Consider the following 21609-nt stretch of genomic DNA (forward strand, 5'->3'; position numbering starts at 1 on the left):
CACCGCCACACACACCCGAACAGCCTGACCCACACCCCTACGACCAGACCACAGTGGACACACCGGATGCGACGCCGGACACCCCACCACGCCCATCCCGCCACCAACAAGATCAACAACCACGCCAAGATCACCACAAAGATCAACGGTGGATCCAGGTTGAGCATTGTGAACGAGGCGTTCACAATGCTCGAGCAGGCCAAGCGGACCAGCGAAGGTGCCCAAAGGGGTCACAACCAGACAAAGCGGGCGCATTCGGGTCCTTTGTGGACTGCCCAGGCGACTCAAGATCGGGTTCTAGGGCGTTGGCATGGCACCAACGCCCCGTTTGGAACGCTGAGGGTGACATAAGCCCCGTTCATGTGGTCACACATTCGAACAAAAGCGACATTGAGGCAGGAAGGTCGTCCTGATCGTCCTTTGGGGACACGACGGCGAACCCCGGCCGGATTGACCGGCAGCGGCGTTGAAGCGACCCGGATCCGTCGCACCAGCGCAGCGGGCCGCGCCCGATACTCGGTTGACGGGTGTCGCCGGGGCCGCAGAGACTCGGCGGCATGCCTGGGGATGGCGCGCTGACTGCGCCGCTGAGCCATCGTGACTTCCGCCTGCTGACCACCGGGCGTACCTTCGCCGAGTTCGGGAACGCCGTCGCGCCCGTCGCGCTGGCGTTCGCCGTGCTCGACCTGACCGGGTCGGCCGTGCATCTCGGGCTGGTCGTGGGAGCGCGGTCGCTGGCGAATGTGGTGCTTGTGCTCTTCGGCGGGGTGCTCGCCGATCGGCTGCCGCGGTCGGTGATCCTGCAAGGCACCGAGACCGCCGCCGCGGTCACCCAGGCCGCCATCGCGGTGAGTGTGCTCGGCGGGTTCGCCTCGGTCCCGCTGTTGATCGGGCTCAGTGTCGCGAACGGCGCCGTGAGCGCGGTCGCGTTGCCTGCCTCTTCGTCGATCTTGCCGCAGACCGTGCCACAGGCGCTGCTCACCCAGGCCAACGCGCTGGGGCGGATGCTCGCCAACATGGGCCGGTTCGCGGGAGCCGCGGCGGGCGGGGTGCTGGCCGCCGCGCTCGGGTCGGGCTGGGCCATCGCCGCGAACGCCGCGTTGTTCCTGGTCGCCGCGCTCGCCTACCGGGGGCTGCGGCCGTCGCGGTTCGAGCGGACCGGCCGGTCCAGGCCGCTCGCCGAACTCGCCGAGGGCTGGCGCGAGTTCCGCTCGCGCGCGTGGATCTGGATCGTCGTGCTCCAGTTCATGATCGTCAACGCCGTCGCCGCCGGTGGGCTGCTGGTGCTCGGGCCGTCCATCGCCGACGAGACCTTCGGCCGCGCGGGGTGGGGGTTCGTGCTCGCCGCGCAGACCGCCGGGTTCGTGCTCGGCGGGTTGCTGGTCGCGCACTGGCGGCCGCGCCGGATGCTGGCGATCGGCGTGGCCGCGGTCCTCGTCGACGCGGTGCCGCTGGCCATGCTCGCGCGGGCACCGAGCCTGCTGACCATGATCGCGGCCATGGTGGTCGCGGGCGCCGCCATCGAACTGTTCGCCGTCGCCTGGGATGTGTCGCTGCAGGAGAACGTGCCCGCGGACAAGCTCGCCAGGGTGTACGCCTACGACGTGCTCGGCTCGATCATCGCGATGCCGGCCGGCGAGGTGATCGCCGGTCCGCTCGCCGAGCACTTCGGCCGCGAGAAGACCCTGCTCTGGGGTGCGGTGCTGGTCGTCGTCGCGACCCTGCTCGCCTTGTGCAGCAAGCAGGTCCGCGGACTGCGACGGCTCACGCCAGCGCCGACTCCAGTGTCCTAGCGACGGCGAGCACGACGTCATCGGCGTGCCGGGGACCCACGATCTGCAGGCCGACCGGCAGCCCTGCCGCGGTGGCACCCACCGGGATGCTGATCGCGGGCTGCTGGGTCATGTTGAACGGGTACGTGAACGGGGTCCACTGTGGCCACCCGGTGAGCGCGCTGCCCGGCGGGGTGTCATGGCCCGCCTCGAAAGCCGGGATCGGCACGGTCGGCGTGACCAGCACGTCGAAGCGGCTGTGGAACTCGCCCATCAGGATGCCGAGCGCCGCGCGGATCGCGGTCGCCTCCAGGTAATCGGCCGCGGAATGCGTCAAACCCTTGCGCCACATGCCCAGCAGCCCCGGGTCGACGAGTGCGTCCGAACCGTCGGGGAACGTCTCGAGCCATTGCGCCGCGCCCGTCGACCACAGCACCTCGAAGGCGTCGAGCGGGTCGGTGAAGCCGGGGTCGGACCGGGTGACGTTCAGCCCGAGCTTTTCCAGCACCGCCACCGCATCCGCGACGATCCCGGCGACCTCGGGGTCGACGTTGACGTAGCCGAGATCCGGCGAGTACGCGACGCGCAGGCCGGTCACGTCGCGTTCCGAGGCGTCGAGGTAGATGCCCTGGAACGGCGGAAGCGCGGCCGGGTCGCGATGGTCGGGCCGGGAAAGGATGTCCAGCATCAGCGCGGTGTCGGCGACGGTGCGCGTCATCGGCCCCGCGTGCGAGAGCGGGCCGAACGGGCTCGCCGGGAACAGCGGGATGCGCCCGTGCGTCGGCTTGAACCCGACGATTCCGCAGAACGAAGCCGGAATCCGCACCGAGCCGCCACCATCGGTGCCGACCGAGAGCACCCCCATGCCCGCGGCCACCGCGGCCGCACTGCCCCCGCTTGAACCGCCGGTGGTCTTCGACGGGTCGACGGGGTTTCGGCTGATGCCGGTCAGCTCGCTGTCCGTGACGGCCTTCCATGCCAGTTCCGGCGTGGTCGTCTTGCCGAGCAGCACCGCGCCGCTTTCGCGCAGGCGCGCGGTGACCGGGCTGTCGACGTCCCACGGCAGGCTCGGATCGATGCACTTCGAGCCGCGCAGCGTCGGCCAGCCCTCGGTGAGGAACATGTCCTTGATCGAGGTGGGCACCCCGTCGAGCGGGCTGAGCGGGCCACCTTCACGCCAGCGCGTTTCGGATGCCTTCGCCTGCCGCAGCGCGGATTCCGCGTCGACGAGACAGTAGGCGTTGAGCTCGCCGTCCTTGGCCTCGATCGCGTCCAGCGCGTCCTGGGTGGCCTCCACCGGCGAGGACTCGCCGCTCGCGTAGGCCTTGATCAGCTCTGTCGCGGTGGTGCTCATACAGCTCCCGGTACGTAGCCCAGCTTCTTGTCGACGACGTTGTGCAACGGTTCCCCGGCCAGCCAGCGCCGGAAGTTCTCGGCGAAGACCTCGCCCAAGGTGTCCCGCCAGCCGATGTAATCGCCGGACATGTGCGGGGACACCAGTACGTTTTCCATGCTCCACAACGGATTTTCCGGCGGCAGTGGCTCGGTCTCGAACACGTCGAGCGCCGCGCCCGCGATCCGCTCGGTCTTCAGCGCCGTGATCAGGTCCGCAGTGACCACCAGCTCGCCACGGCCGACGTTGACGAACCGCGCCGACGGCTTCATCGCGGCGAACGCCTTCGCGTCGAACAATCCCTTTGTCTGCTCTGTCAGCGGCGCGACGGCCACGACGTAGTCCGCCCACGGCAGGTGACGCGTGAGGTCGCCGGAGGCGTGGACCGTGCCGAAATCCGGATCGCCCGTCCTCGCGCGGCGACCGGCTCCCGACACCCGCATCCCGGCCGCGCGCAGCAGCCTCGCGATGGCCCGGCCGATCGGCCCGGTGCCGACCACGAGCACCTCCTTGCCGGCGATCCGCTCGCTTTCCCTGTGCTGCCACCGGGATTCCCGCTGCAGATCGACCGAGCGGGCGAGGTCCTTGGCGAAGGTGAGCACCACACCCAGCACGTACTCGGCGATCGCGTCGTCGAACACCCCACGCGAGTTGGTGAGCACGACGTCGCTTTCCCGCAGCGCCGGGAAGAGCACCGGGTCGACACCCGCGCTGGCGATGTGCAGCCAGCGCACCCGGTCGGCCGCGTGCCAGGCACCCGGCACCGCGGTGGACAGGAAGTCGTAGACGAACAACGCGTCCGCGCCACGCAAGGCCTCCGCGAGGCCCGCCTCGTCCGTGTACCGCACCTCGGCGGCCGCTTCGACGTCCCGCATCCCGGGCGGCTTGAGGTCACCACAGAGAACGGTCAGGATCGGCACGGCCCCACGGTAGGAGCGCGCTCGTATGATTGTCAACAATCCTCCCGCGACCCGCGCGTGTCGCCTTGACGGGCCCGCCTAGGATTGTCGACAATCTGCGGTCGGCTGAAACACGGAGGTCAGGTAGTGCCCACGATCGGCTTCATCTACCCCGGCACACTGGCCGAGGAGGACTACCTGCTCGCCGAGCAGCTGCTCGGCGACGACGTCAAGCTGTCCACCGAGCAGTTCTCCGGCACCGACCCGCACACCGCGCCCGACCTCTTCACCGGTTCGCCGCCGGACGCCGTGGTCTGGGCGTGCACCCGCGGCAGCTTCGCCGGCGGCTGGGAAAGCTCCCGCGACCGGCTGGCGAAGCTCACCGCCTCGGTGGGCGTCCCCGTTTCGAGCACCTCCTTCGCTTTCACCGAAGCCGCACGCGCGCTCGGCCTGCGCCGGGTCGCGGTGGCGTCGCGCTACCCGGCCGACGTCGCGGCCGAGTTCGCCGCCTTCCTGGGCAAGGGCGGCCTCGACGTCGTCGGCGCACCAGGCGCGGGCACCACCGACGAAGCCGTCGCGCTCGCGCTCAGCGCCGATCACCCGGCCGCCGAGGCCGTGCTGGTGCCCGACACCACGCTGCGCTCGCTCGCCGCGGTCAACGAGATCGAGGAGCGCACCGGGAAGCCGGTGCTCACCGCGAACCAGGTGACCATCTGGGCCGGGCTCCGCCTCATCGCCGAGCACCGGCTCGTGCGCTCGCTCGGCGCCCTGTTCCGCCAGAGAGAGGCATAAGCCGATGGCGTTGACCAATATCGAGCCGGTCAGCCGCGAGTCGACCGCGGGCATCATCGCCCGCCAGCTGCGCGCCGCGATCATGAGCGGCGCGCTGGCGCCGGGCACCCAGCTCGGCGAGAGCGAGCTCGCCGCCCGGTTCCAGGTGTCACGCGGCCCGCTGCGCGAAGCCATGCAGCGCCTCGTTTCCGAAGGGCTGCTGCGCAGCGAGCGCCACCGCGGGCTGTTCGTGATCGACCTCGAAGCCGGCGACGTGCTCGACATCTACACCGCGCGCGGTGCCATCGAACGCGCCGCCGTGCTCCTCATCCTGCGCGGCGACATCGCGGCCGCGGCCGACCGCCTCGACGCGACCGTGCGCGAGATGGCCAGCGCCGCCCACGACGACGACCCGGCGGCACTGTCCACCGCGGACCTGCGGTTCCACGAGGCGCTCATCGAGGCCTCCGGCAGCAAACGCCTGGTGCGTATGGCCAGCACTCTGCTCATCGAGACCCGGATGTGCCTCACCGCGCTGCAGGACACCTACAGCCACGTCGAAGAACGCGTCGGCGAGCACACCCAGATCATCGAAGCGCTGCGCGCCGGTGACGAGCGGGCCGTGCTGGCGCTGCTCGACGCCCACATGGAGGACGCCGTGCGGCGCCTGGCACCCGGCTCCAGCCTGCACCCCTAGGGCCCTAGCCCGCCCGCATGCCCAGCACCGGCTGACCTCCCTTCCCGCCACGGAACGCGGGGTCCCACGGCCAGCGCCCGCGCTCGTCGGCGTGCACGATCTGCAGCGCGCACAGCTCGCGGCCGTAGAACTCCCACGCCTTGAACAGATGCGCCGACGGCTCCTCGAGCTCGACGAACTCGATCAGCGGCCCGTCACGCAGCCGCACCTGCTCTCCCGGTCTCGACGGCTCCGCGTGCGCGAAGTGCGCGGCGACCGAGTTGAGCAGCACGACCGACCGCGGCGCGTCCATCCCGGTGACGACCAGCTCCGGCCGCCCCAGCTCGGTGAGCCCGACCGTGTAGGCCCATGGCGGGTAGAGGCGGTCGCCGTCGATACCGACCACGACCCAGCCGTTGTCCCTGATCTGTTCGCGCAGGAACCGTTCGTGGTCCTCGCGGGCCTCCGGATGATCGCAATGGCTGCACATGATGTCTCCCTCCGATGGAGCGGCTCATTCCACTGACCACTATGCACCGGAGCACCGACAAAACTGGATCGTCGCAGTTCAGAGGCTCTATCAGGCGGCTAGGCCGCCTGGCACCGCAAGCACGCTAGTACGCGCTAAAGGGTCGTGAGTGTTTCGCCCGCTCGAACGCACAAACGCCACGTTTGCAACGCTGAGCGACACATAAGCCCCGTTCGTTCCGTCCGGACCCCACCCAAACTCGGGCAAATGCGATAGCTCGGGGCAAAAGGTGGCGAGTTGTGTCCTTTATGGACATTTGCTCGCGCGCGATCTTCGCGAAACCCGAGTTTGGGCCACTGGATGGCCCGAACTCGGGTTTCGCGTCGCTTGATAGTCCAGGTCAAGCCTTAACTGCCCGGCATTGGGTTAGAACCGGCCGTACCACTCACGACCCTCAGGCTCTAGGTCAGGCAGTCGGCGATGGCCGACCCCAGCTCGGAGGTCGTGGCGGTGCCGCCGAGATCGGGCGTGAGCACCGCGCCGTCGGACAGCACCTTCTCGACCGCTCCTTCGACCGAGGCCGCCGCTGAGGTCTCGCCCAGGTGCGCCAGCAGCATCGCTCCCGCGAGGATCTGGGCGACCGGGTTCGCGATGCCCTGGCCCGCGATGTCGGGGGCCGAGCCGTGCACCGCCTCGAACATCGACGGATGCGACCCGGACGGGTTGATGTTGCCCGAGGGCGCCATGCCCAGCCCGCCGGTGACCGCGGCCGCGAGGTCGCTCAGTATGTCGCCGAACAGGTTCGAGGCCACGATCACGTCGAGCCGGTCCGGCGCCTGGACCATCCGGGCGGCCAGCGCGTCGATATGGCACTGCTCCGCGACGACGTCCGGGTACTCCACGGCGATGGCCGCGAAGATCTCGTCCCAGAACGGCATCGAGTGGATGAGGCCGTTCGACTTCGTCGCCGAGCAGAGCCTGCCCGCGCGGGTGCGCGCCAGCTCGAAGGCGTAGCGGATGATCCGCTCGACGCCGACGCGCGTGAAAACCGACTCCTGCAGCACGAATTCGCCCGGTTCGCCGGTGGCGTGGCGGCCGCCGAGCGTCGAGTACTCGCCCTCGGAGTTCTCGCGGACGATCACCATCTCCAGCTCCGGCGCCGACCGGCCGGCCAGCACCGACGAGGTGCCCGGCAGCAGCCGGACCGGCCGCAGGTTCACGTACTGCGAGAACGCGCGCCGCACCGGGATCAGCAGGCCCCACAAGGAAATGTGGTCCGGCACGCCCGGAAAGCCCACGGCTCCCAGCAGGATGCCGTCGAACGCCGACAACGCCGCGAGCCCGTCGTCCGGCATCATCGAACCGGTCGACAGGTACCGCTCGCAGCTCCAGTCGAACTCCGTCCACTCCAGGCTGAAGCCCGACGCCGCGCGGTCGAGCACCTTGCGTGCTTCACGCGTCACATCGACGCCGATGCCGTCGCCGGGGATGCTCGCGATCCGGTGAACCGTCACAGGCTCACCGCGATGTACTTGATCTCCAGGAACTCTTCGATGCCGACGGAACCGCCTTCGCGGCCGAGGCCGGACGCCTTGATCCCGCCGAACGGGGCCGCCGGGTTCGACACGATGCCCTGGTTGAGCCCGATCATGCCGGCCTCGAGCCGCTCCGCCACGCGCAGCGCGCGCTTGACGTCGCTCGTGTACAGGTACGAGACGAGCCCGAACTCGGTGTCGTTGGCCGCGGCGACGACCTCGTCCTCGGTGTCGAAGGTCAGGATCGGCGCGACCGGGCCGAAGATCTCCTCACGCGTGAGACGCGCTTCGGCGGGCACGCCGGTCAGCACGGTCGGCTTGTAGAAGTTACCCGGTCCGTCCACTGTGGAGCCGCCGGTGAGCACCTGCGCACCGCGCGATACCGCGTCCTGCACCAGCTCGGTCACCTTCGTGACGGCGGCCTCGTCGATGAGCGGCCCGACCACGACGCCGTCCTCGGTGCCCCGTCCGATCGGCAGCGCGGCCATGCGCTCGGTGAGACGTCGCGAGAACTGCTCCACCAGCCCGCGCTGCACGTAGATGCGGTTGGCCGCCGTGCACGCCTCGCCGATGTTGCGCATCTTGGCCTGCATCGCGCCTTCGATCGCGGCGTCGAGGTCGGCGTCCTCGAAGACCACGAACGGCGCGTTGCCGCCGAGCTCCATCGAGGTGCGCAACACCTTGTCGGCGCACTGTTCCAGCAGCTTGCGGCCGACCGCGGTCGAGCCGGTGAACGACAGCTTGCGCGCACGCCCGTCGCGGATCAGCGGCTCCATCACGCCGCCGGAGTCCGAGGTCGTGAGCACGTTGAGCACACCCTCCGGCAGCCCGGCCTCGGCCATGATCCCGGCCAGCGCCAGCATCGAAAGCGGGGTCTGCGCGGCGGGTTTGATCACCATCGTGCAGCCCGCCGCGACGGCGGGCCCGATCTTGCGGGTGCCCATCGCCATCGGGAAATTCCACGGCGTGATCAGCAAAGCGGGCCCGACCGGCTGGCGGGTGACCAGGAACCGGCCGGTGCCGTTGGGCGCGACCGCGTAGTCGCCGTGCACCCGCACGGCCTCTTCGGCGAACCAGCGGAAGAACTCGGCGGCGTAGGTGATCTCGCCGCGTGACTCGGCGAGCGGCTTGCCCATCTCCAGCGTCATGAGGAGCGCGAGTTCCTCGTTGCGCTCGGTCAGCAGCTGATACGCCCGCCGCAGGATCTCCCCGCGCTCGCGCGGCGCGACGGCCGCCCAGCTCGCCTGTGCGGCGACGGCGGCGTCCAGCGCGGCGACACCGTCCGCCGGTGACGCGTCCGCGACTTCGCAGAGCACGGTGCCGGTCGACGGGTCATGGACGGGCAAGGTCCTGCCACCCGAGGCCGGAACCCATTTTCCGCCGATGAACAGGTCCTTCTCGACGGCGTTGACTACGCCGGACTCGCTGACCATGAGAGATCGCTCCTCTTTGCCGTGGGTCACCAGCCATGCTATGGATATTGTCAACAATCGACAACCTCATCAGGGACCTAAGGAGCCACGCTGCCATGGCCCAGCTATCCCCGCTTCTCAAGCAGGCCACGCCCGTCGTCGTCGACCACGGTGAAGGCGTGTACCTCTACGACGTCGACGGTAAACGCCACCTCGACTTCACCGCGGGGATCGGCGTGACCAGCACCGGTCACTGCCACCCCCGCGTCGTCGAGGCGGCCCGCGAGCAGGTCGGGAAGCTCATCCACGGCCAGTACACGACGGTCATGCACAAGCCGCTGCTCGAACTCACCGAGAAGCTCGGCGACGTGCTCCCGCCCGGGCTCGACTCCCTGTTCTTCTCGAACTCCGGCAGCGAGGCGGTCGAAGCCGCGTTGCGGCTGAGCAGGCAGGCGACCGGCAGGCCGAACATCATCGTGTTCCAGGGCGGTTTCCACGGCCGCACGGTCGCGGCGGCGACCATGACCACCTCCGGCACCCGGTTCAGCGCCGGTTTCTCGCCGCTCATGGCAGGCGTGCACGTCGCGCCGTTCCCCTACGCGTTCCACTACGGCTGGGACGAAGAAACGGCGACGAAGTTCGCGCTCAAGGAGCTGGATTACCTCTTCGCGACGGTCAGCTCGCCGGCCGAGACGGCGGCCTTCTTCGTCGAGCCGATCCTCGGCGAGGGCGGCTACGTCCCGGCGAACACCGCGTTCCTGCAAGGACTTCGCGAGCGCGCGGACCGGCACGGGATCGTGCTGGTGCTCGACGAGGTACAGGCCGGTTTCGGCCGGACCGGCAAGTTCTGGGGTCACGACCACTTCGACGTCCGGCCCGACGTCGTGCTCATCGCGAAGGGCCTCGCGAGCGGCTTCCCGCTCTCGGGCATCGCGGCTTCTCAAGAGCTCATGGCCAAGGCATGGCCCGGATCGCAGGGCGGAACCTACGGCGGCAACGCGGTTTCCTGCGCCGCCGCGGTCGCCACCCTCGACGTCATCCGCGACGAACGGCTGGTCGAGAACGCCGCCGACCGCGGCCGCCAGCTGCTCGAAGGCGCGCGCCTCATCGCGGGCAAGGCGACCGGCATCGGCGACGTGCGAGGACTCGGCCTGCTGGTCGGCTCGGAGTTCGTGACCGCGGACGGCGAGCCGGACACCGCCGCGGCCGCCGCCGCGCAGAAGGCGGCCGGTGAGCGTGGGCTGTTGCTGCTGACCTGCGGGGCTTACTCGAACGTGGTGCGCATGATCCCGCCGCTGGTCGTCACCGCCGAGCAGGTCGACGAGGCGTTGAAGATCTGGGCCGACGTGATCAAAACGTGAAACTTATTCCGAAACCCGCACTCGCCCGGTACGGCCGCACCCGATAACGTCCGGTGTCATCCACCAGGTTGGGAGACAGCGCATGGACGCGGACGTGATCGTGGTAGGTGCCGGACTGGCGGGGCTGGTCGCGGCGACCACATTGGCCGACGCGGGCAAGCGCGTGATCGTCGTCGAGCAGGAACCGGAAGCCTCGCTCGGCGGGCAGTCGTTCTGGTCGCTCGGCGGGCTCTTCCTGGTCGACAGCCCCGAACAGCGCAGGCTGGGCGTCAAGGACTCCTTCGACCTGGCGTGGGAGGACTGGCAGGACGCCGCCGGTTTCGACCGCGAAGAGGACAACTGGCCTCGTAAGTGGGCTCGCGCTTACGTCGAGTTCGCGGCGGGCGAGAAGCGTTCCTGGCTTTACGAAAAGGGCGTGCGGTTCTTCCCGTTCGTCGGCTGGGCCGAGCGCGGGTTCAACTCCGTGCCCCGCTTCCACATCACCTGGGGCACCGGCCCCGGCGTGCTGGAACCGTTCGCGGACAAGGCGAAGGCGTCGGGCAACATCGAACTCCGCTTCCGGCACCGGGTCGACGAACTGACCGTCACCGGCGGCGCGGTCGACGGCGTCCGCGGCGCCGTGCTCGAGCCGAGTTCCGTCGGCCGTGGCGAGGAGAGCACGCGGACGGTCACGGGTGACTTCGAGCTGAAGGCGCAGGCCGTGATCGTCGCGTCCGGTGGCATCGGCGCGAACCACGAGCTGATCCGCAAGAACTGGCCGGAGCGGCTCGGCTCGGCGCCGAAGAAGATGCTCACCGGTGTCCCCGCGCACGTCGACGGCCGCATGCTCGCCATCAGCGAGACCGCGGGCGCGAACCTGATCAACCGCGACCGGATGTGGCATTACGTCGAGGGCGTCGCCAACCACGACCCGATCTGGCCAGGCCACGGCATCCGCATCCTGCCAGGCCCGTCCTCGCTGTGGCTGGACGCGCTCGGCAACCGCCTGCCGACCCCGCTCTACCCCGGTTTCGACACCATGGGCACGCTCGAGCACCTGCGCAAGACCGGCCACGACCACTCGTGGTTCATCCTCACGCAGAAGATCATCGAGAAGGAGTTCGCGCTGTCGGGCTCCGAGCAGAACCCGGACTTCACCGGCAAGGACGTCAAGCTGACGCTCAAGCGCGCGCTGCCGGGCCCGACCGCGCCGGTCGCCGCGTTCATGGAGCGTGGCGAGGACTTCGTCGTCTCGAAGGACCTCGACGAGCTCATCGCCGGGATGAACCGGCTCACCGACGAGCCGCTGCTCGACCCGGCGAAGATCCGCGAGCAGGTCATCTCACGTGACCGCCAGCTGGCCAACGAATTCGGCAAGGACCTCCAGCTCACCGCGATCCGCGGCGCTCGGAAGTTCTTGGGAGACAAGCTGATCCGCGTCGCGCCGCCACACCGGCTGCTCGACCCGAAGGCCGGTCCGCTCATCGCCGTGCGGCTCAACGTGATCAGCCGCAAGACGCTCGGCGGCCTGGAGACCAACCTCGCGAGCCAGGTGCTGCGCGCGGACGGCGAGCCGCTGCCGGGCCTCTACGCGGTCGGCGAGGCGTCGGGCTTCGGCGGTGGCGGCGTGCACGGTTACCGCGCGCTCGAAGGCACTTTCCTCGGCGGCTGCCTGTTCTCGGGCAAGCAGGCCGGTGAAGCGCTCGCGAAGTCGCTGTGACCCCGTTCCGCTTCGCGACGCAGGCCCGCACGGCGGCGGACGCCAGGCAATGGCGTGAGAAAGCCCGTAAAGCGGAGGAATTGGGCTACTCGTCGCTGCTGGTCCCCGACCATTTGAACGATCATTGGGCGCCGCTGGTCTCGCTGACGATCGCCGCGGAGGCGACCAGCACGCTCAAGGTCGGCTCGCTGATGTTCAACAACGAATACCGGCACCCGCTGCTGCTCGCGCGGGAGTTCGCGATGCTGGCGGACGCCTGCGAAGGCCGTGTCGAGTTCGGCATCGGCGCGGGCTGGAAGGACGAGGACTTCACGCACCTCGGGCTGCCGTTCGACGCGCCGGGCGTGCGGATCGGGCGACTGGCCGAAAGCGTCCGGATCCTCAAGCAGTTCTGGTCCGGCGGCGAGGTCGACTTCAGCGGGCGGCACTACACCGTACGGGCCGCGCCTGGTCAGCCGTTCGCGAAGGTCCCGCTGATGCTCGGTGGCGGTGGCCGCCGGATGCTGACGCTGGCCGCCCGCGAGGCCGACATCGTCGGCTTCAACGCGACCGCCGCGTCCGGCACGGTCGACGCGGACATGATCCGCTCGATGACGGCCGGGTCCTACGCCGAGCGCGTCGGCTGGGTTCGCGAAGCGGCCGGCGAAAGGTTCGCCGGCCTGGAACTGCAGTGCCTCACCCCGATCTGCCAGCTGGTGCCGGACCGCGCGGAGACCATCGAGAACATCGCGAAGTACTCGGCGCTCACCCCCGAAGAGATCGCGGAGTCGCCCGCGTTCCTCATCGGCTCGGCCGAGGAAATCTGCGAAACGCTGGAAGAACGACGGGAGAAGTTCGGTTTCACCTACTGGGTGCTGCCCGAGGCGGAGATGGAGCGGTTCGCTCCGATCGTCGAACGCCTCACCGGACGCTAAGCAAACCGGCGGGCCGGATCCCCGAGAGGATCCGGCACCCCGGTTTACCCCCAGTAGAGGCGATGGACTGTCAGTCCAGTACCCCTGGAACGAGACACTATGGCAGTTCCCCACGTCCGTCACCAGTGCGGGGAAGATCCACCCGAACGGCCCAACGCTCGTCACCGGGAGGAGCCCCGTGACGAGGCTCGCCTTCTATACTCGGCTCATGCATGGGGGCATCGACGAAGGTGACGTCGCGACCGACGCCATCCTCGCGCTGGCGGGCAAACCTCCCGAAGAACTCACCTTCGGCGAGCGCCTCAACCTGCTCTGGGCCGCCGTCCGGCCCCGCCGTGACGAAGACCCGCAGGCCTGGAACAAGGTCGAGGTCGCCAAGAAGAACGGCAAATCGGTCGACGTCGACGCACAAGGCCGCCCGCAGTACACCAACACCTGGGTCGCGCAGCAGCTCGCCGAGCAGTTCGGCGTCAGCATCACCCCGAGTTACCTCGGCAAGCTCCGGCACGCCGACAAGATCAACCCCGGCGTGCCGGTGCTGACCGCGCTGGCCCAGTTCTTCAACGTGGACACCAGTTTCCTGCTGCCGGTCACCACCAAGTCCGACCTGGCGAAGGTCGCCGGGGTCAAGGAGAACCTGCTCACCTGGATCACCAGCGCCCGCCCGGTCGGCGCGGGCGGGCAGGGCGGCATCGCCATCGAACTGCGCATTCCGGGCGCCACCACGCCGGACGAGGCCCAGCGCCAGGTCGCGCTCGCACTCGCCCAGTGGCTGGAAGACCAGCGGAACGACCGGCCATGAAGAAGCGACGGTGGCCGGTACTCGGGCAACGCCGTCGCGCCGAAACCATGGCTGACCGGTTGGCCGACAGAATGGTCATCCCGCAGCCGTTCAGCCACGAGGCCTACCAAGAGGTCTTGAGCGAGGCGATCGGCATCCCGATCCGGCTGGTGCCGCTGTCCGGCGCGGTGCCGGACGCCAGTTCCGTGCTGACCGGCATGACCGTGCGGCTGTTCGGGGTCTCGTACCTGTTCTATCCGGCCGACACCAGCCCGGTGCACCAGCTGCACGTGATCCACCACGAGCTGTTCCACGTGATCGACGAGCACGCCGGCATCGAGCTGGAGGACCCGATGATCAAGAGCGCGCTGGTCAGCCTGCTGCGGCCGGAGCTGCCGCACCTGTCCGGCGACCTGATCGACCGGCTGGTCGGCCGCAACTGCCCGACCGGGCACGCCGAGGACCAGCAGGAACGCGACGCGGAGAAGTTCGCGATGACCATGGCGCGCCGCATGGGCGTGACCTCGCCTTCGTCGGGGCCGAGCTCGGATGAGCCGGAGGCCGACCAGCTCGACCGGTGGCTGTCGGACGGGCGCTCATGAGCTGGGTCTGGGTACTGGTGGTCGTGGTCGGCATGGCCGCCGCGGTGGTCTTCTGGCGGCGGCTGCTGTGGTCGCGGCGGGCGAACCCGTCGGCGATACTGTGGCTCGCGCTGGTCTCACTGCTGCTGGCCGTCTGCCTGCAGGTGCCCGCCGTGTACCGGGTCTTCGCGCACGAGTTCGGCTTCAACCTGTTCTGGCCCTTGCAATGGGCGCTCGCGATGGCGTGCAACGTGCTGCTGCACGTGTTCTCGAACCGGGTCTCCACCGCGACCAAGCTGGAGCTGGAACGCCCGGCCCGGCGCCGCGTCACCGTGCTGGCCGCCATCAACGCGCTCGCGTTCCTGACAGCGACGGCGTTGTTCGCGACGAAGCCGAACGACCCCGATTTCTTCCTGGGTCCCGAAAGCAGGCTCGAAGTGCCCGGCCATGTCGACTTCGCCGTCGGCCTGGCGTGGATCATCATCATGTGCACCATCGCGGTGTCGCTCGTCGGCCACGTCATGGGCGCGCACCGCTGGGCGAACAAGGCCAAGAACGCGGGCCGCAGCTGGCTGCGTGCGGGCATGCGGGTGTTCACGCTCGGGCTGTTCCTGTGCATGGCCTACTGCGCGCACAGCGCGCTGTATCAAGCGGCGGAGATCATCGGCTGGATCCCTGGCTGGCGGCAGGCGTCCGTGACGGATCCGCTGATCAGCGTCGGCCCCGCGCTGGTGTTCATCGGCATGGTCCTGCCCGCCGTCGGTTCGTGGAAACGCGAGCACGACAACGGTTCCGCGCTGCTCCGGCGGCTCGCTCCCGTCCAGCGGCTGCTCGCGAAGCCGACCCAGCCGACGCTGCGCACGACCTGGCTGCGGCTCTGGCGGCCGACCGAACTCGTCTACCAGGCGATCATCGACCTCGAGGACACGTACCTGCGGATCAGAGGTCACCTGCCGTCCGGGCCGGAGCGCTTCGACGGCGAAACCCAGCGCGCGATCGTGCTGGCGGCAGGCCTGGCGACGCTCGCGCGCGGCATCGAGCCGCCTGGCAAGGCTTTCGCCGGCGAGACCGAGCGGACCATGAACACGCTGGCCGGCCTCGTCGCCGAACACCACCCGCTGCCCGAAAGCGTCCGGCACACCAAGGTCTACCTGAACACCGACATCGACCGCTGGCTGCGCGCCGCCGCGATCATCGAGGAGTACCCGGGACTCGTGTCACACACCTTGAGTGACCGGAAAGCCGAGCATCCCGCGTAGGACCATGGCCGGGCGCCGCTGCGGCGGACCGGCCTGGCGGAGGTCGGGGAATCGCTTGGCGAGCGTGGCGAGCGCGACCTCGCCTTCCAGCCGCGCGAGTGGCGCTCCGACGCAGTAGTGGTGCCCACCGGCGAAACCGAGATGCTCCCCGGCGTCGGGACGGTGGATGTCGAAGCGGCCGGGGTCCGCGAAGACCTCGGGGTCGCGGCTGGCGCCCGCCAGCCCGACGATCAGCTGCTCGCCTGGCGCCAATACCTGGTCGGCCAACTGGATCGGCTCGCACGCGATGCGCTGGGTGACCTGGACCGGCGGATCGAAACGCAGCGTCTCCTCGACGACGGCAGCCGCCAAGCCAGTGTCTTCGGCGAGCGCGGCCCACTGCTCAGGGTGGTCGAGCAGTGCGGCGACGGCGTTCGCGATGAGGTTGGTCGTCGTCTCGAAACCCGCGATGAGCAGTTGCAGGCACAACGCCACGATCTCGCGCGCGGTCAGCTCCGACGTGCAGAGCTCGCTGATCAGGTCGTCGCGCGGCGCCCGCTCGCGCAGCTCGACCAGGCTGGCGAGCAAGGCCTTCAGTTCGTCGACGGCCGCATGGAGTTCGGCCGCCTGCCGCAACGAGCGGACGCCGTCGAGCATGCCGGCGAGCGCCCGGCCGTAACCGGCGAACCGCGCCGAATCCACGTCCGGGATACCGAGCAGCTCGGAGATGATCGCGACCGGCAACGGCGTGGCGTACGCGGTCACCAGGTCGAACCGGGCGCCGACGTTGTCCAGCAGCTCACCGGCGATCTTCTCGACCACGGGGCGGCAGCGCTCGATCCTCGCGCGGCTGAAGGCGGGCGCGATCAGGCGCCGCAGCCTGGTGTGATCCGGCGGTTCGAGGTCGATCAGGCTGTCGTCGAGACCGGGGCTCAGCGCGGCGAGGCCGTCGCTGAGCCGGTCGGAGTTGTTGCGCACCCGCATCCGCCGGTCGCGCACGGCCACGGTGGCCAGCTCGTGCGAACAGGTCACCCACAAACCCGTGCGGCTGCGGGAAAGCGGGCCGAGCCGCCGGATCCGTTCGTAGACCGGATACGGATCAAGCTGCCCGCGCCGCTGGGTGAGCGCGGCGAGCGGGTCGCCGAGTGTCGCGAGCGCCCATGCCCCGGCGCGCTGCGCACGCAGCCGCGTGGCGAGACGGAGCGTGCTCGTCGAACTCTCCCCAGTGAAGTCCATCGCTCATTCTCTTCACAGAGCGACCGCGAACGCTAGGTTGAGCTGATGAACGGCGCGCAGTCACTGCTCCGGACCCTCGTCGACGCGGGCGTCGAGGTCTGCTTCGCCAATCCGGGCACCTCGGAGATGCATTTCGTCGCGGCACTGGACAGCGTGCCGGAGATGCGGGGCGTATTGGCCCTGTTCGAGGGCGCGGTGACCGGCGCGGCGGACGGGTACGCCCGTATCGCGGGCAAGCCCGCCGCGACACTGCTGCACCTCGGCCCCGGCCTCGCGAACGGCATGGCGAACCTGCACAACGCGCGCCGCGCGCACACGCCGGTGGTCAACGTCGTCGGCGACCACGCGACGTACCACAAGCAGTACGACGCCCCGCTCGAATCGGATATCGAAGGTCTCGCGCGGACGCTCAACGGCTGGTACCGCGAGTCCGCGAAGACCGCCGAGGTCGGCGCGGACGCGGCAGCGGCCGTCGCGGCCGCGCAGGACGCGCCCGGCCGGATCGCGACCTTGGTGCTCCCCGCGGACGTGTCGTGGGGCGACGGCGGCGCCGCGGCGTCACCGGTAGCCTCGCGAGCGCCGAAAACCGTTGCGGTGTCGACGATCGACGCCGTCGCCGCCGTGCTGCGGTCCGGTGACCCCGTCGCGTTCTTGATCGGTGGCAAGGGTTGCCACGAAGCGGGCTTGCTCGCGGTGAGCCGGATTTCGGCGGCCACGGGCGCGAAGGCGTTCATCGAGACGTTCCCCGCACGCCTGGAGCGCGGCGCCGGGCTGCCGTCGATCGACCGGCTCGGCTACCTGGCCGAGCAGGCCATGTACCAGCTCGACGGCGTCAAGCATCTGATCGTCGCCGGCACGAAGCCGCCGATCTCCTTCTTCGCCTACCCCGGAAAACCGAGCGAACTCACGCCGTCGGACGCGAAGGTCCACGTGCTCGCGGCCATCGACGAAGACATCCCCGCCGCGCTCGAAGCACTGGCCTCGCTGGTCGCCGCGGATACGGAACCCGTTCTGCGGCAAGCGAACCGCCCGGCACTGCCGAGCGGTCCGCTCACCGCGCAGAACTGGGTCGACGTGATCGGCGCGCTCCTCCCCGAGCACGCGATCATCGCCGACGAGTCCAACACCTCCGGCCTGTTACTGCCCGCCGCGACCGCAGGCGCGCCCCGGCACGACCACCTGACGCTGACCGGCGGCGCGATCGGCTTCGGCATCCCGGTGGCCACCGGCGCGGCCGTCGCGGCACCCGGCCGGCCGGTGATCAGCCTGCAGGCCGACGGGAGCGCGCTGTACACGATCTCCGCGCTGTGGACCCAGGCACGGGAAAACCTCGACGTCACCACGGTCATCCTGAACAACCGCGCGTACGCGATCCTCAAGATGGAACTGCAAAGGGTAGGCGCCGAGGCCTCGGGCCCCAAGGCGCTCGACCTGCTCGACCTGTCCCGCCCGGACATGGACTTCGTCAAGATCGCGGAGGGCATGGGCGTCCCCGCCACCCGTGCCACCACCGCCGAAGAACTGGCCGAGCAGTTCGAGCGCGCCGTGCGTGAACCAGGCCCCCACCTGATCGACGCCTGGGTCCCGCCTCTCTTCTAGCCGTCGTGAGCGGTACAGCCGGTTCTAACCCAATGCCGGGTAGTTAAGGGGCGGGCAGGTTGGTCAAGCCCGCTGCTCGGTGGGTGCCGCACGGTGGTTGAACGTTGCGAACGGGGCGTTCGCAACGCTGAGCGACACATACGCCCCGTTCATTCCGTCCACTCCACCCCACAAAGCAGGCAAATGCGACATTGCGGGGCGAAATTCAGCCGCTTGAGTCCTTTGTGGACGTTAGACGCGAGTCGGTCGGGCCGCCGACGACGGTCCGGCCGACTCGGGTTTCACGTGCTCACGTGCCGATTGACAACGCAGGCCAAGCCTTAATTACCCAGCATTGGGTTCTAACCCGCCGTACCACTCACGACCCGTTTAGGCGTCGCCGAAGAGGGTGCAGTCGAACTGGGCGCCCGCGGTCAGGCCGAGCTGGATGACCTTGGCGTCGTCGCGATAGGTGCCGTCCTCGTTGTAGCTGTCCTCGACCCAGATCTCGTAGCTCCGGTCGTCATAACCCGGAACCGGCACGCTCAGGCCGCGGCGGTATTCCCACACGCCTTCGTAGGTCTCCTTGACCTCGGCCACCGTCGACCCCACACCGATACCTTCGTAAGTACGCACGTTCTCGGGAACGCGAACGCGGACAACGCCATTCTCGTGCGAGATGGCGACGCGCCATTCGTCGTCCGGCCGGTCGACGGTCGCGTAACGGTTGCACGCGCCGTCGTCCCAGCCGTCGCCGGAGAGGTAGCCGGTGCGCAACGCCTTCGCCTCCGACTGGCCGAGCTTCACCTGGTGGTAGCCCTCGGGCGTGAGCACGTCGCCGGACGCCGAAGCGGGCGTCAGGCCGCCGATGAGCAGAGCGGTGCCGATGACGATTCCCATTGCGGCAAAAGACTTCTTGAACATTTTCGATCCCCAGATTCCCCAGAAGCGACCCCCTGTCGCTTTCACACTGGAGAAGACGCCAAGGCTGCCGCGGGGTTGCTCGGGGTTCGATCTTTTCTCGGAACGATCGCGGTGAGCGCCAGCCCGGCCACCGCGGCGGCCGCGCCGACGAGGAAGGTCGCGCGGAATCCGCCGAGCGAGGGCACGGTCAGCGCGCCGACGGTGATCGTCATGTGCGCGAGCATCGTGGCCATCACCGCGCTCGACGCCGAGGTGCCGAACGCGCGCATGAGCGAGTTGACGCCGTTGGCGGAAGCGGTCTCGGTGACCGGCACCGCGCCCATGATCAACGCGGGCATCGCCGAGTACGCGATACCGACGCCCGCGCCGATGATCACGGTCGCCGCGACGATCTCGGCGACGTTGTCCATCAGCACGGTCGCGAAGAGATAGCCGATCGCGATCACGACGGCGCCGAGCATGAGCGTCAGCCGCGCGCCGAACCGCCGCGCCAGCCTGGCCGACACGGGCGAAAGCACCATCATCACCAGGCCGTTCGGCGCGAGCAGCAGCCCGGTCTGGACCATGCTCTGCCCGAGCCCGTACCCGGTCGACGACGGCGCCTGCAGCAGCTGCGGGAACGACAGCGCCGACGCGTACATCGCGAACCCGACCAGCACCGACGCGAGGTTGGTGAACAGCACCGGCCGCCGCGCGGACACCCGCAGGTCGACCAGCGGGTCCCGCGTGCGCAGCTGGTAGAAGCCCCAGCCGAGGAAGATCAGCACGGACGCGCCGCCGAGGCCCAGCGTCAGCGGGCTGGTCCAGCCCCACTCGGTGCCCTTGACGATCGGCAGCAGCAACGACAGCAACCCGGCGGAAAGCCCTATGGTGCCGAGATAATCGAACGGCGCGGGCGTCCGGACCGGGGATTCCGGCACGAGCTTCAGTATGAGCAGGCCGCAGATCGCGGCCAGCGCGCCCGCGCCCCAGAACAGGACGTGCCAATCGGCGTTCTCCGCGACGACGGCCGCGACCGGCAGCCCGATCGCGCCGCCGACCCCGAGCGTCGCGCTCATCAGCGCGATCGCGGCGCCGATCCGCTCGGGCGGCAGCTCGTCGCGCATGATGCTGATGCCCAGCGGGATGACGCCCATGGCGCACCCCTGCAGCCCGCGCCCGGCGATCATCAGGCCGAGATCACTGGTCAGCGCGGACAGCACGGAGCCGATGATCAGCAACCCGAGGCTCGCCAGCAGGATCCGGCGCTTGCCGTAGAGGTCACCGAGGCGCCCGCTGACGGGCGTGACGACGGCCGCCGCCAGCAGCGTCACCGTGACCACCCAGGAAGCGTCGGTCGCCGAGGCGTTGAGCAGCCGGGGGAAGGCCGGGATGAGCGGCACTACCAGCGTCTGCATGAACGACGCCACCAGCCCGCATGACGCCAGCACGACCACGATCAACCTCGGCGAAGCACCCTTCGCACCTTCGCCACCCATAGTTAGCGATGCTACCTAATTGGCGCACTCGCCCGATCCGGTGTGACCCACCCAACGCCGGCACCTGTGGCAGATTGTCCGTCATGGACGAATCCGACCTGGCCGCGTTGCGCGCTCGTGCCGGCGACGGCGACCCGGACGCGACCGACGAGCTCATCCAGCTCGCGGGCGAACTCGGCGACCTCGCCGAACTCCGGCGCCTCGCCGACACCGGCAATCCCACCGCGGCCGACGAGCTCATCCAGGTCGCCACCGAACAGGGCAACCTCGAAGAACTCCGCCGCCTCGCGGAAGCGGGCAACACCACCGCCGCCGACCAGCTCGCCGAACTCACCGAAGACGAGTCGTGAGCGGTATGACCGGTTAGAACCGGCCGTACCACTCACGACACAGGCTAGAGCCAGGTCGCGACTCCGCCGTGGCCCGAGCAGGTGCCCCGGCGGTTCTGACTGTAGGAATACGTGCCGTCCTTGCATTTGGCCGATGCGCCGGACGGACTGTCGCCGGGACGGTGGACGCAGTTTCCGTCGACGTTGCGGTAGTAATCGGCGCCGCATTCGGCGGTGACGGTCTTCTTGGACGTCGTCGTCTTGGGCGTCGGCGCTGCCGGGACGAACGGCTGCACCGCGGGCGCGCTACTGGTGGCAGTGGCGGACGTGGTCGTGGTGGCGGGCGCGACTTCAACGGAATAGGTCGTCGACGGAGGCGTCGTCGTGGTGGTGAGCACCGTGGCGGGCGTCGCGACGCCACCACAGCCGGTCAGCACGGCGAAACCGAGCACCACTCCACTGGCAGCCTTCACGAATGCGTGCCGCATGGAAACCTCCATCGCGTTCAGGTTCCCGGCAAGTCGCATCAGGACGATCTCCTGTTACAGAAGGAATTTCGTCAT

20 protein-coding genes are annotated in these 21609 nt (G+C 69.3%); 11 read left to right on the forward strand and 9 right to left on the reverse strand.

Annotation, left to right across the window (positions count from 1 at the left end):
* Nucleotides 1-557 precede the first annotated feature (557 nt).
* Nucleotides 558-1793, forward strand: coding sequence for an MFS transporter (locus ACFV15_RS31735; protein WP_378354917.1), 1236 nt, complete (start codon nucleotides 558-560; stop codon nucleotides 1791-1793).
* Here ACFV15_RS31735 and ACFV15_RS31740 read toward each other — a convergent pair.
* Nucleotides 1765-3126, reverse strand: a complete 1362-nt coding sequence (locus ACFV15_RS31740) for an amidase (protein WP_378354919.1) — start codon at nucleotides 3124-3126, stop codon at nucleotides 1765-1767. The genes ACFV15_RS31735 and ACFV15_RS31740 overlap by 29 nt on opposite strands.
* A complete protein-coding gene (locus ACFV15_RS31745) occupies nucleotides 3123-4079 on the reverse strand; it encodes a D-2-hydroxyacid dehydrogenase (protein WP_378354977.1) in 957 nt (318 codons plus the stop codon). Before ACFV15_RS31745 ends, ACFV15_RS31740 begins: the two co-directional genes overlap by 4 nt.
* Nucleotides 4080-4211: 132 nt before the next feature.
* Here ACFV15_RS31745 and ACFV15_RS31750 point away from each other — a divergent pair, with 132 nt between their 5' ends.
* The gene (locus ACFV15_RS31750) at nucleotides 4212-4856 is read left to right on the forward strand and encodes a maleate cis-trans isomerase (RefSeq protein WP_378354921.1); all 645 of its coding nucleotides are present in this window, start codon (nucleotides 4212-4214) and stop codon (nucleotides 4854-4856) included.
* 4 nt (nucleotides 4857-4860) lie between these two features.
* Nucleotides 4861-5532 (forward strand): GntR family transcriptional regulator, encoded by a 672-nt coding sequence (locus tag ACFV15_RS31755; protein WP_378354923.1) that lies wholly within the window; start codon nucleotides 4861-4863, stop codon nucleotides 5530-5532.
* A 4-nt stretch (nucleotides 5533-5536) separates the two neighbouring features.
* Here the strand turns inward: ACFV15_RS31755 and ACFV15_RS31760 are convergent, their stop codons facing one another.
* The 3 genes from ACFV15_RS31760 to ACFV15_RS31770 all read right to left on the reverse strand — a co-directional run bounded on the left by ACFV15_RS31760 (nucleotide 5537) and on the right by ACFV15_RS31770 (nucleotide 8948).
* Entirely contained in the window at nucleotides 5537-6001 is a 465-nt protein-coding gene (locus ACFV15_RS31760; RefSeq protein WP_378354925.1) for a DUF4262 domain-containing protein, read from the reverse strand.
* Nucleotides 6002-6441: 440 nt separating this feature from the next.
* A complete protein-coding gene (locus ACFV15_RS31765) occupies nucleotides 6442-7494 on the reverse strand; it encodes a tartrate dehydrogenase (protein WP_378354927.1) in 1053 nt (350 codons plus the stop codon).
* A complete protein-coding gene (locus ACFV15_RS31770) occupies nucleotides 7491-8948 on the reverse strand; it encodes an NAD-dependent succinate-semialdehyde dehydrogenase (RefSeq protein ID WP_378354929.1) in 1458 nt (485 codons plus the stop codon). Before ACFV15_RS31770 ends, ACFV15_RS31765 begins: the two co-directional genes overlap by 4 nt.
* A gap of 95 nt (nucleotides 8949-9043) precedes the next feature.
* Between ACFV15_RS31770 and ACFV15_RS31775 the strand changes: the two genes are divergently transcribed.
* The 6 genes from ACFV15_RS31775 to ACFV15_RS31800 all read left to right on the forward strand — a co-directional run bounded on the left by ACFV15_RS31775 (nucleotide 9044) and on the right by ACFV15_RS31800 (nucleotide 15522).
* Nucleotides 9044-10288, forward strand: a complete 1245-nt coding sequence (locus ACFV15_RS31775; RefSeq protein WP_378354930.1) for an aspartate aminotransferase family protein — start codon at nucleotides 9044-9046, stop codon at nucleotides 10286-10288.
* 82 nt (nucleotides 10289-10370) lie between these two features.
* Nucleotides 10371-11987, forward strand: coding sequence for an FAD-binding dehydrogenase (locus tag ACFV15_RS31780; RefSeq protein WP_378354932.1), 1617 nt, complete (start codon nucleotides 10371-10373; stop codon nucleotides 11985-11987).
* Complete coding sequence (locus ACFV15_RS31785; protein ID WP_378354934.1) at nucleotides 11984-12901, forward strand: TIGR03621 family F420-dependent LLM class oxidoreductase; 918 nt, start codon at nucleotides 11984-11986, stop codon at nucleotides 12899-12901. The genes ACFV15_RS31780 and ACFV15_RS31785 overlap by 4 nt, the downstream gene beginning before the upstream one ends.
* Nucleotides 12902-13109: 208 nt before the next feature.
* Complete coding sequence (locus ACFV15_RS31790; protein ID WP_378354935.1) at nucleotides 13110-13703, forward strand: hypothetical protein; 594 nt, start codon at nucleotides 13110-13112, stop codon at nucleotides 13701-13703.
* Nucleotides 13700-14284: a hypothetical protein gene (locus tag ACFV15_RS31795; protein ID WP_378354937.1), complete on the forward strand. Its 585-nt coding sequence runs from the start codon at nucleotides 13700-13702 to the stop codon at nucleotides 14282-14284. Before ACFV15_RS31790 ends, ACFV15_RS31795 begins: the two co-directional genes overlap by 4 nt.
* Nucleotides 14281-15522 carry a hypothetical protein gene (locus ACFV15_RS31800; RefSeq protein ID WP_378354939.1) on the forward strand — a complete coding sequence of 414 codons (1242 nt, stop codon included), beginning with the start codon at nucleotides 14281-14283 and terminating at the stop codon, nucleotides 15520-15522. Before ACFV15_RS31795 ends, ACFV15_RS31800 begins: the two co-directional genes overlap by 4 nt.
* On the opposite strand, the gene ACFV15_RS31805 is transcribed toward ACFV15_RS31800, so the two are convergent.
* Nucleotides 15481-16737, reverse strand: coding sequence for a cytochrome P450 (locus tag ACFV15_RS31805; RefSeq protein ID WP_378354940.1), 1257 nt, complete (start codon nucleotides 16735-16737; stop codon nucleotides 15481-15483). The genes ACFV15_RS31800 and ACFV15_RS31805 overlap by 42 nt on opposite strands.
* Before the next feature lie 45 nt (nucleotides 16738-16782).
* Between ACFV15_RS31805 and ACFV15_RS31810 the strand changes: the two genes are divergently transcribed.
* Nucleotides 16783-18336 carry an acetolactate synthase large subunit gene (locus tag ACFV15_RS31810; protein ID WP_378354942.1) on the forward strand — a complete coding sequence of 518 codons (1554 nt, stop codon included), beginning with the start codon at nucleotides 16783-16785 and terminating at the stop codon, nucleotides 18334-18336.
* A 369-nt stretch (nucleotides 18337-18705) separates the two neighbouring features.
* On the opposite strand, the gene ACFV15_RS31815 is transcribed toward ACFV15_RS31810, so the two are convergent.
* Both ACFV15_RS31815 and ACFV15_RS31820 read right to left on the reverse strand, forming a co-directional pair.
* Nucleotides 18706-19239, reverse strand: a complete 534-nt coding sequence (locus ACFV15_RS31815) for a hypothetical protein (RefSeq protein WP_378354943.1) — start codon at nucleotides 19237-19239, stop codon at nucleotides 18706-18708.
* Nucleotides 19240-19280: 41 nt separating this feature from the next.
* Nucleotides 19281-20717: an MFS transporter gene (locus tag ACFV15_RS31820; RefSeq protein WP_378354945.1), complete on the reverse strand. Its 1437-nt coding sequence runs from the start codon at nucleotides 20715-20717 to the stop codon at nucleotides 19281-19283.
* An 83-nt stretch (nucleotides 20718-20800) separates the two neighbouring features.
* Here ACFV15_RS31820 and ACFV15_RS31825 point away from each other — a divergent pair, with 83 nt between their 5' ends.
* Entirely contained in the window at nucleotides 20801-21067 is a 267-nt protein-coding gene (locus tag ACFV15_RS31825) for a hypothetical protein (protein WP_378354946.1), read from the forward strand.
* Nucleotides 21068-21111: 44 nt separating this feature from the next.
* Here ACFV15_RS31825 and ACFV15_RS31830 read toward each other — a convergent pair whose 3' ends face one another.
* The gene (locus tag ACFV15_RS31830) at nucleotides 21112-21534 is read right to left on the reverse strand and encodes a DUF3761 domain-containing protein (protein WP_378354948.1); all 423 of its coding nucleotides are present in this window, start codon (nucleotides 21532-21534) and stop codon (nucleotides 21112-21114) included.
* Nucleotides 21535-21609: the final 75 nt, after the last annotated feature.

Source organism: Amycolatopsis sp. NPDC059657 (assembly GCF_042734395.1).
Lineage (GTDB): Bacteria > Actinomycetota > Actinomycetes > Mycobacteriales > Pseudonocardiaceae > Amycolatopsis.

What these genes read in the sequence shown, in the direction of transcription:
- ACFV15_RS31735 (WP_378354917.1), top strand. Translation starts at nt 558, where the DNA reads ATGCCTGGGGATGGCGCGCTGACTGCGCCGCTGAGCCATCGTGACTTC.
- ACFV15_RS31740 (WP_378354919.1), bottom strand. Translation starts at nt 3,126, where the DNA reads ATGAGCACCACCGCGACAGAGCTGATCAAGGCCTACGCGAGCGGCGAG.
- ACFV15_RS31755 (WP_378354923.1), top strand. Translation starts at nt 4,861, where the DNA reads ATGGCGTTGACCAATATCGAGCCGGTCAGCCGCGAGTCGACCGCGGGC.
- ACFV15_RS31760 (WP_378354925.1), bottom strand. Translation starts at nt 6,001, where the DNA reads ATGTGCAGCCATTGCGATCATCCGGAGGCCCGCGAGGACCACGAACGG.
- ACFV15_RS31770 (WP_378354929.1), bottom strand. Translation starts at nt 8,948, where the DNA reads ATGGTCAGCGAGTCCGGCGTAGTCAACGCCGTCGAGAAGGACCTGTTC.
- ACFV15_RS31775 (WP_378354930.1), top strand. Translation starts at nt 9,044, where the DNA reads ATGGCCCAGCTATCCCCGCTTCTCAAGCAGGCCACGCCCGTCGTCGTC.
- ACFV15_RS31780 (WP_378354932.1), top strand. Translation starts at nt 10,371, where the DNA reads ATGGACGCGGACGTGATCGTGGTAGGTGCCGGACTGGCGGGGCTGGTC.
- ACFV15_RS31790 (WP_378354935.1), top strand. Translation starts at nt 13,110, where the DNA reads ATGCATGGGGGCATCGACGAAGGTGACGTCGCGACCGACGCCATCCTC.
- ACFV15_RS31795 (WP_378354937.1), top strand. Translation starts at nt 13,700, where the DNA reads ATGAAGAAGCGACGGTGGCCGGTACTCGGGCAACGCCGTCGCGCCGAA.
- ACFV15_RS31800 (WP_378354939.1), top strand. Translation starts at nt 14,281, where the DNA reads ATGAGCTGGGTCTGGGTACTGGTGGTCGTGGTCGGCATGGCCGCCGCG.
- ACFV15_RS31805 (WP_378354940.1), bottom strand. Translation starts at nt 16,737, where the DNA reads ATGGACTTCACTGGGGAGAGTTCGACGAGCACGCTCCGTCTCGCCACG.
- ACFV15_RS31810 (WP_378354942.1), top strand. Translation starts at nt 16,783, where the DNA reads ATGAACGGCGCGCAGTCACTGCTCCGGACCCTCGTCGACGCGGGCGTC.
- ACFV15_RS31815 (WP_378354943.1), bottom strand. Translation starts at nt 19,239, where the DNA reads ATGTTCAAGAAGTCTTTTGCCGCAATGGGAATCGTCATCGGCACCGCT.
- ACFV15_RS31820 (WP_378354945.1), bottom strand. Translation starts at nt 20,717, where the DNA reads ATGGGTGGCGAAGGTGCGAAGGGTGCTTCGCCGAGGTTGATCGTGGTC.
- ACFV15_RS31825 (WP_378354946.1), top strand. Translation starts at nt 20,801, where the DNA reads ATGGACGAATCCGACCTGGCCGCGTTGCGCGCTCGTGCCGGCGACGGC.
- ACFV15_RS31830 (WP_378354948.1), bottom strand. Translation starts at nt 21,534, where the DNA reads ATGCGGCACGCATTCGTGAAGGCTGCCAGTGGAGTGGTGCTCGGTTTC.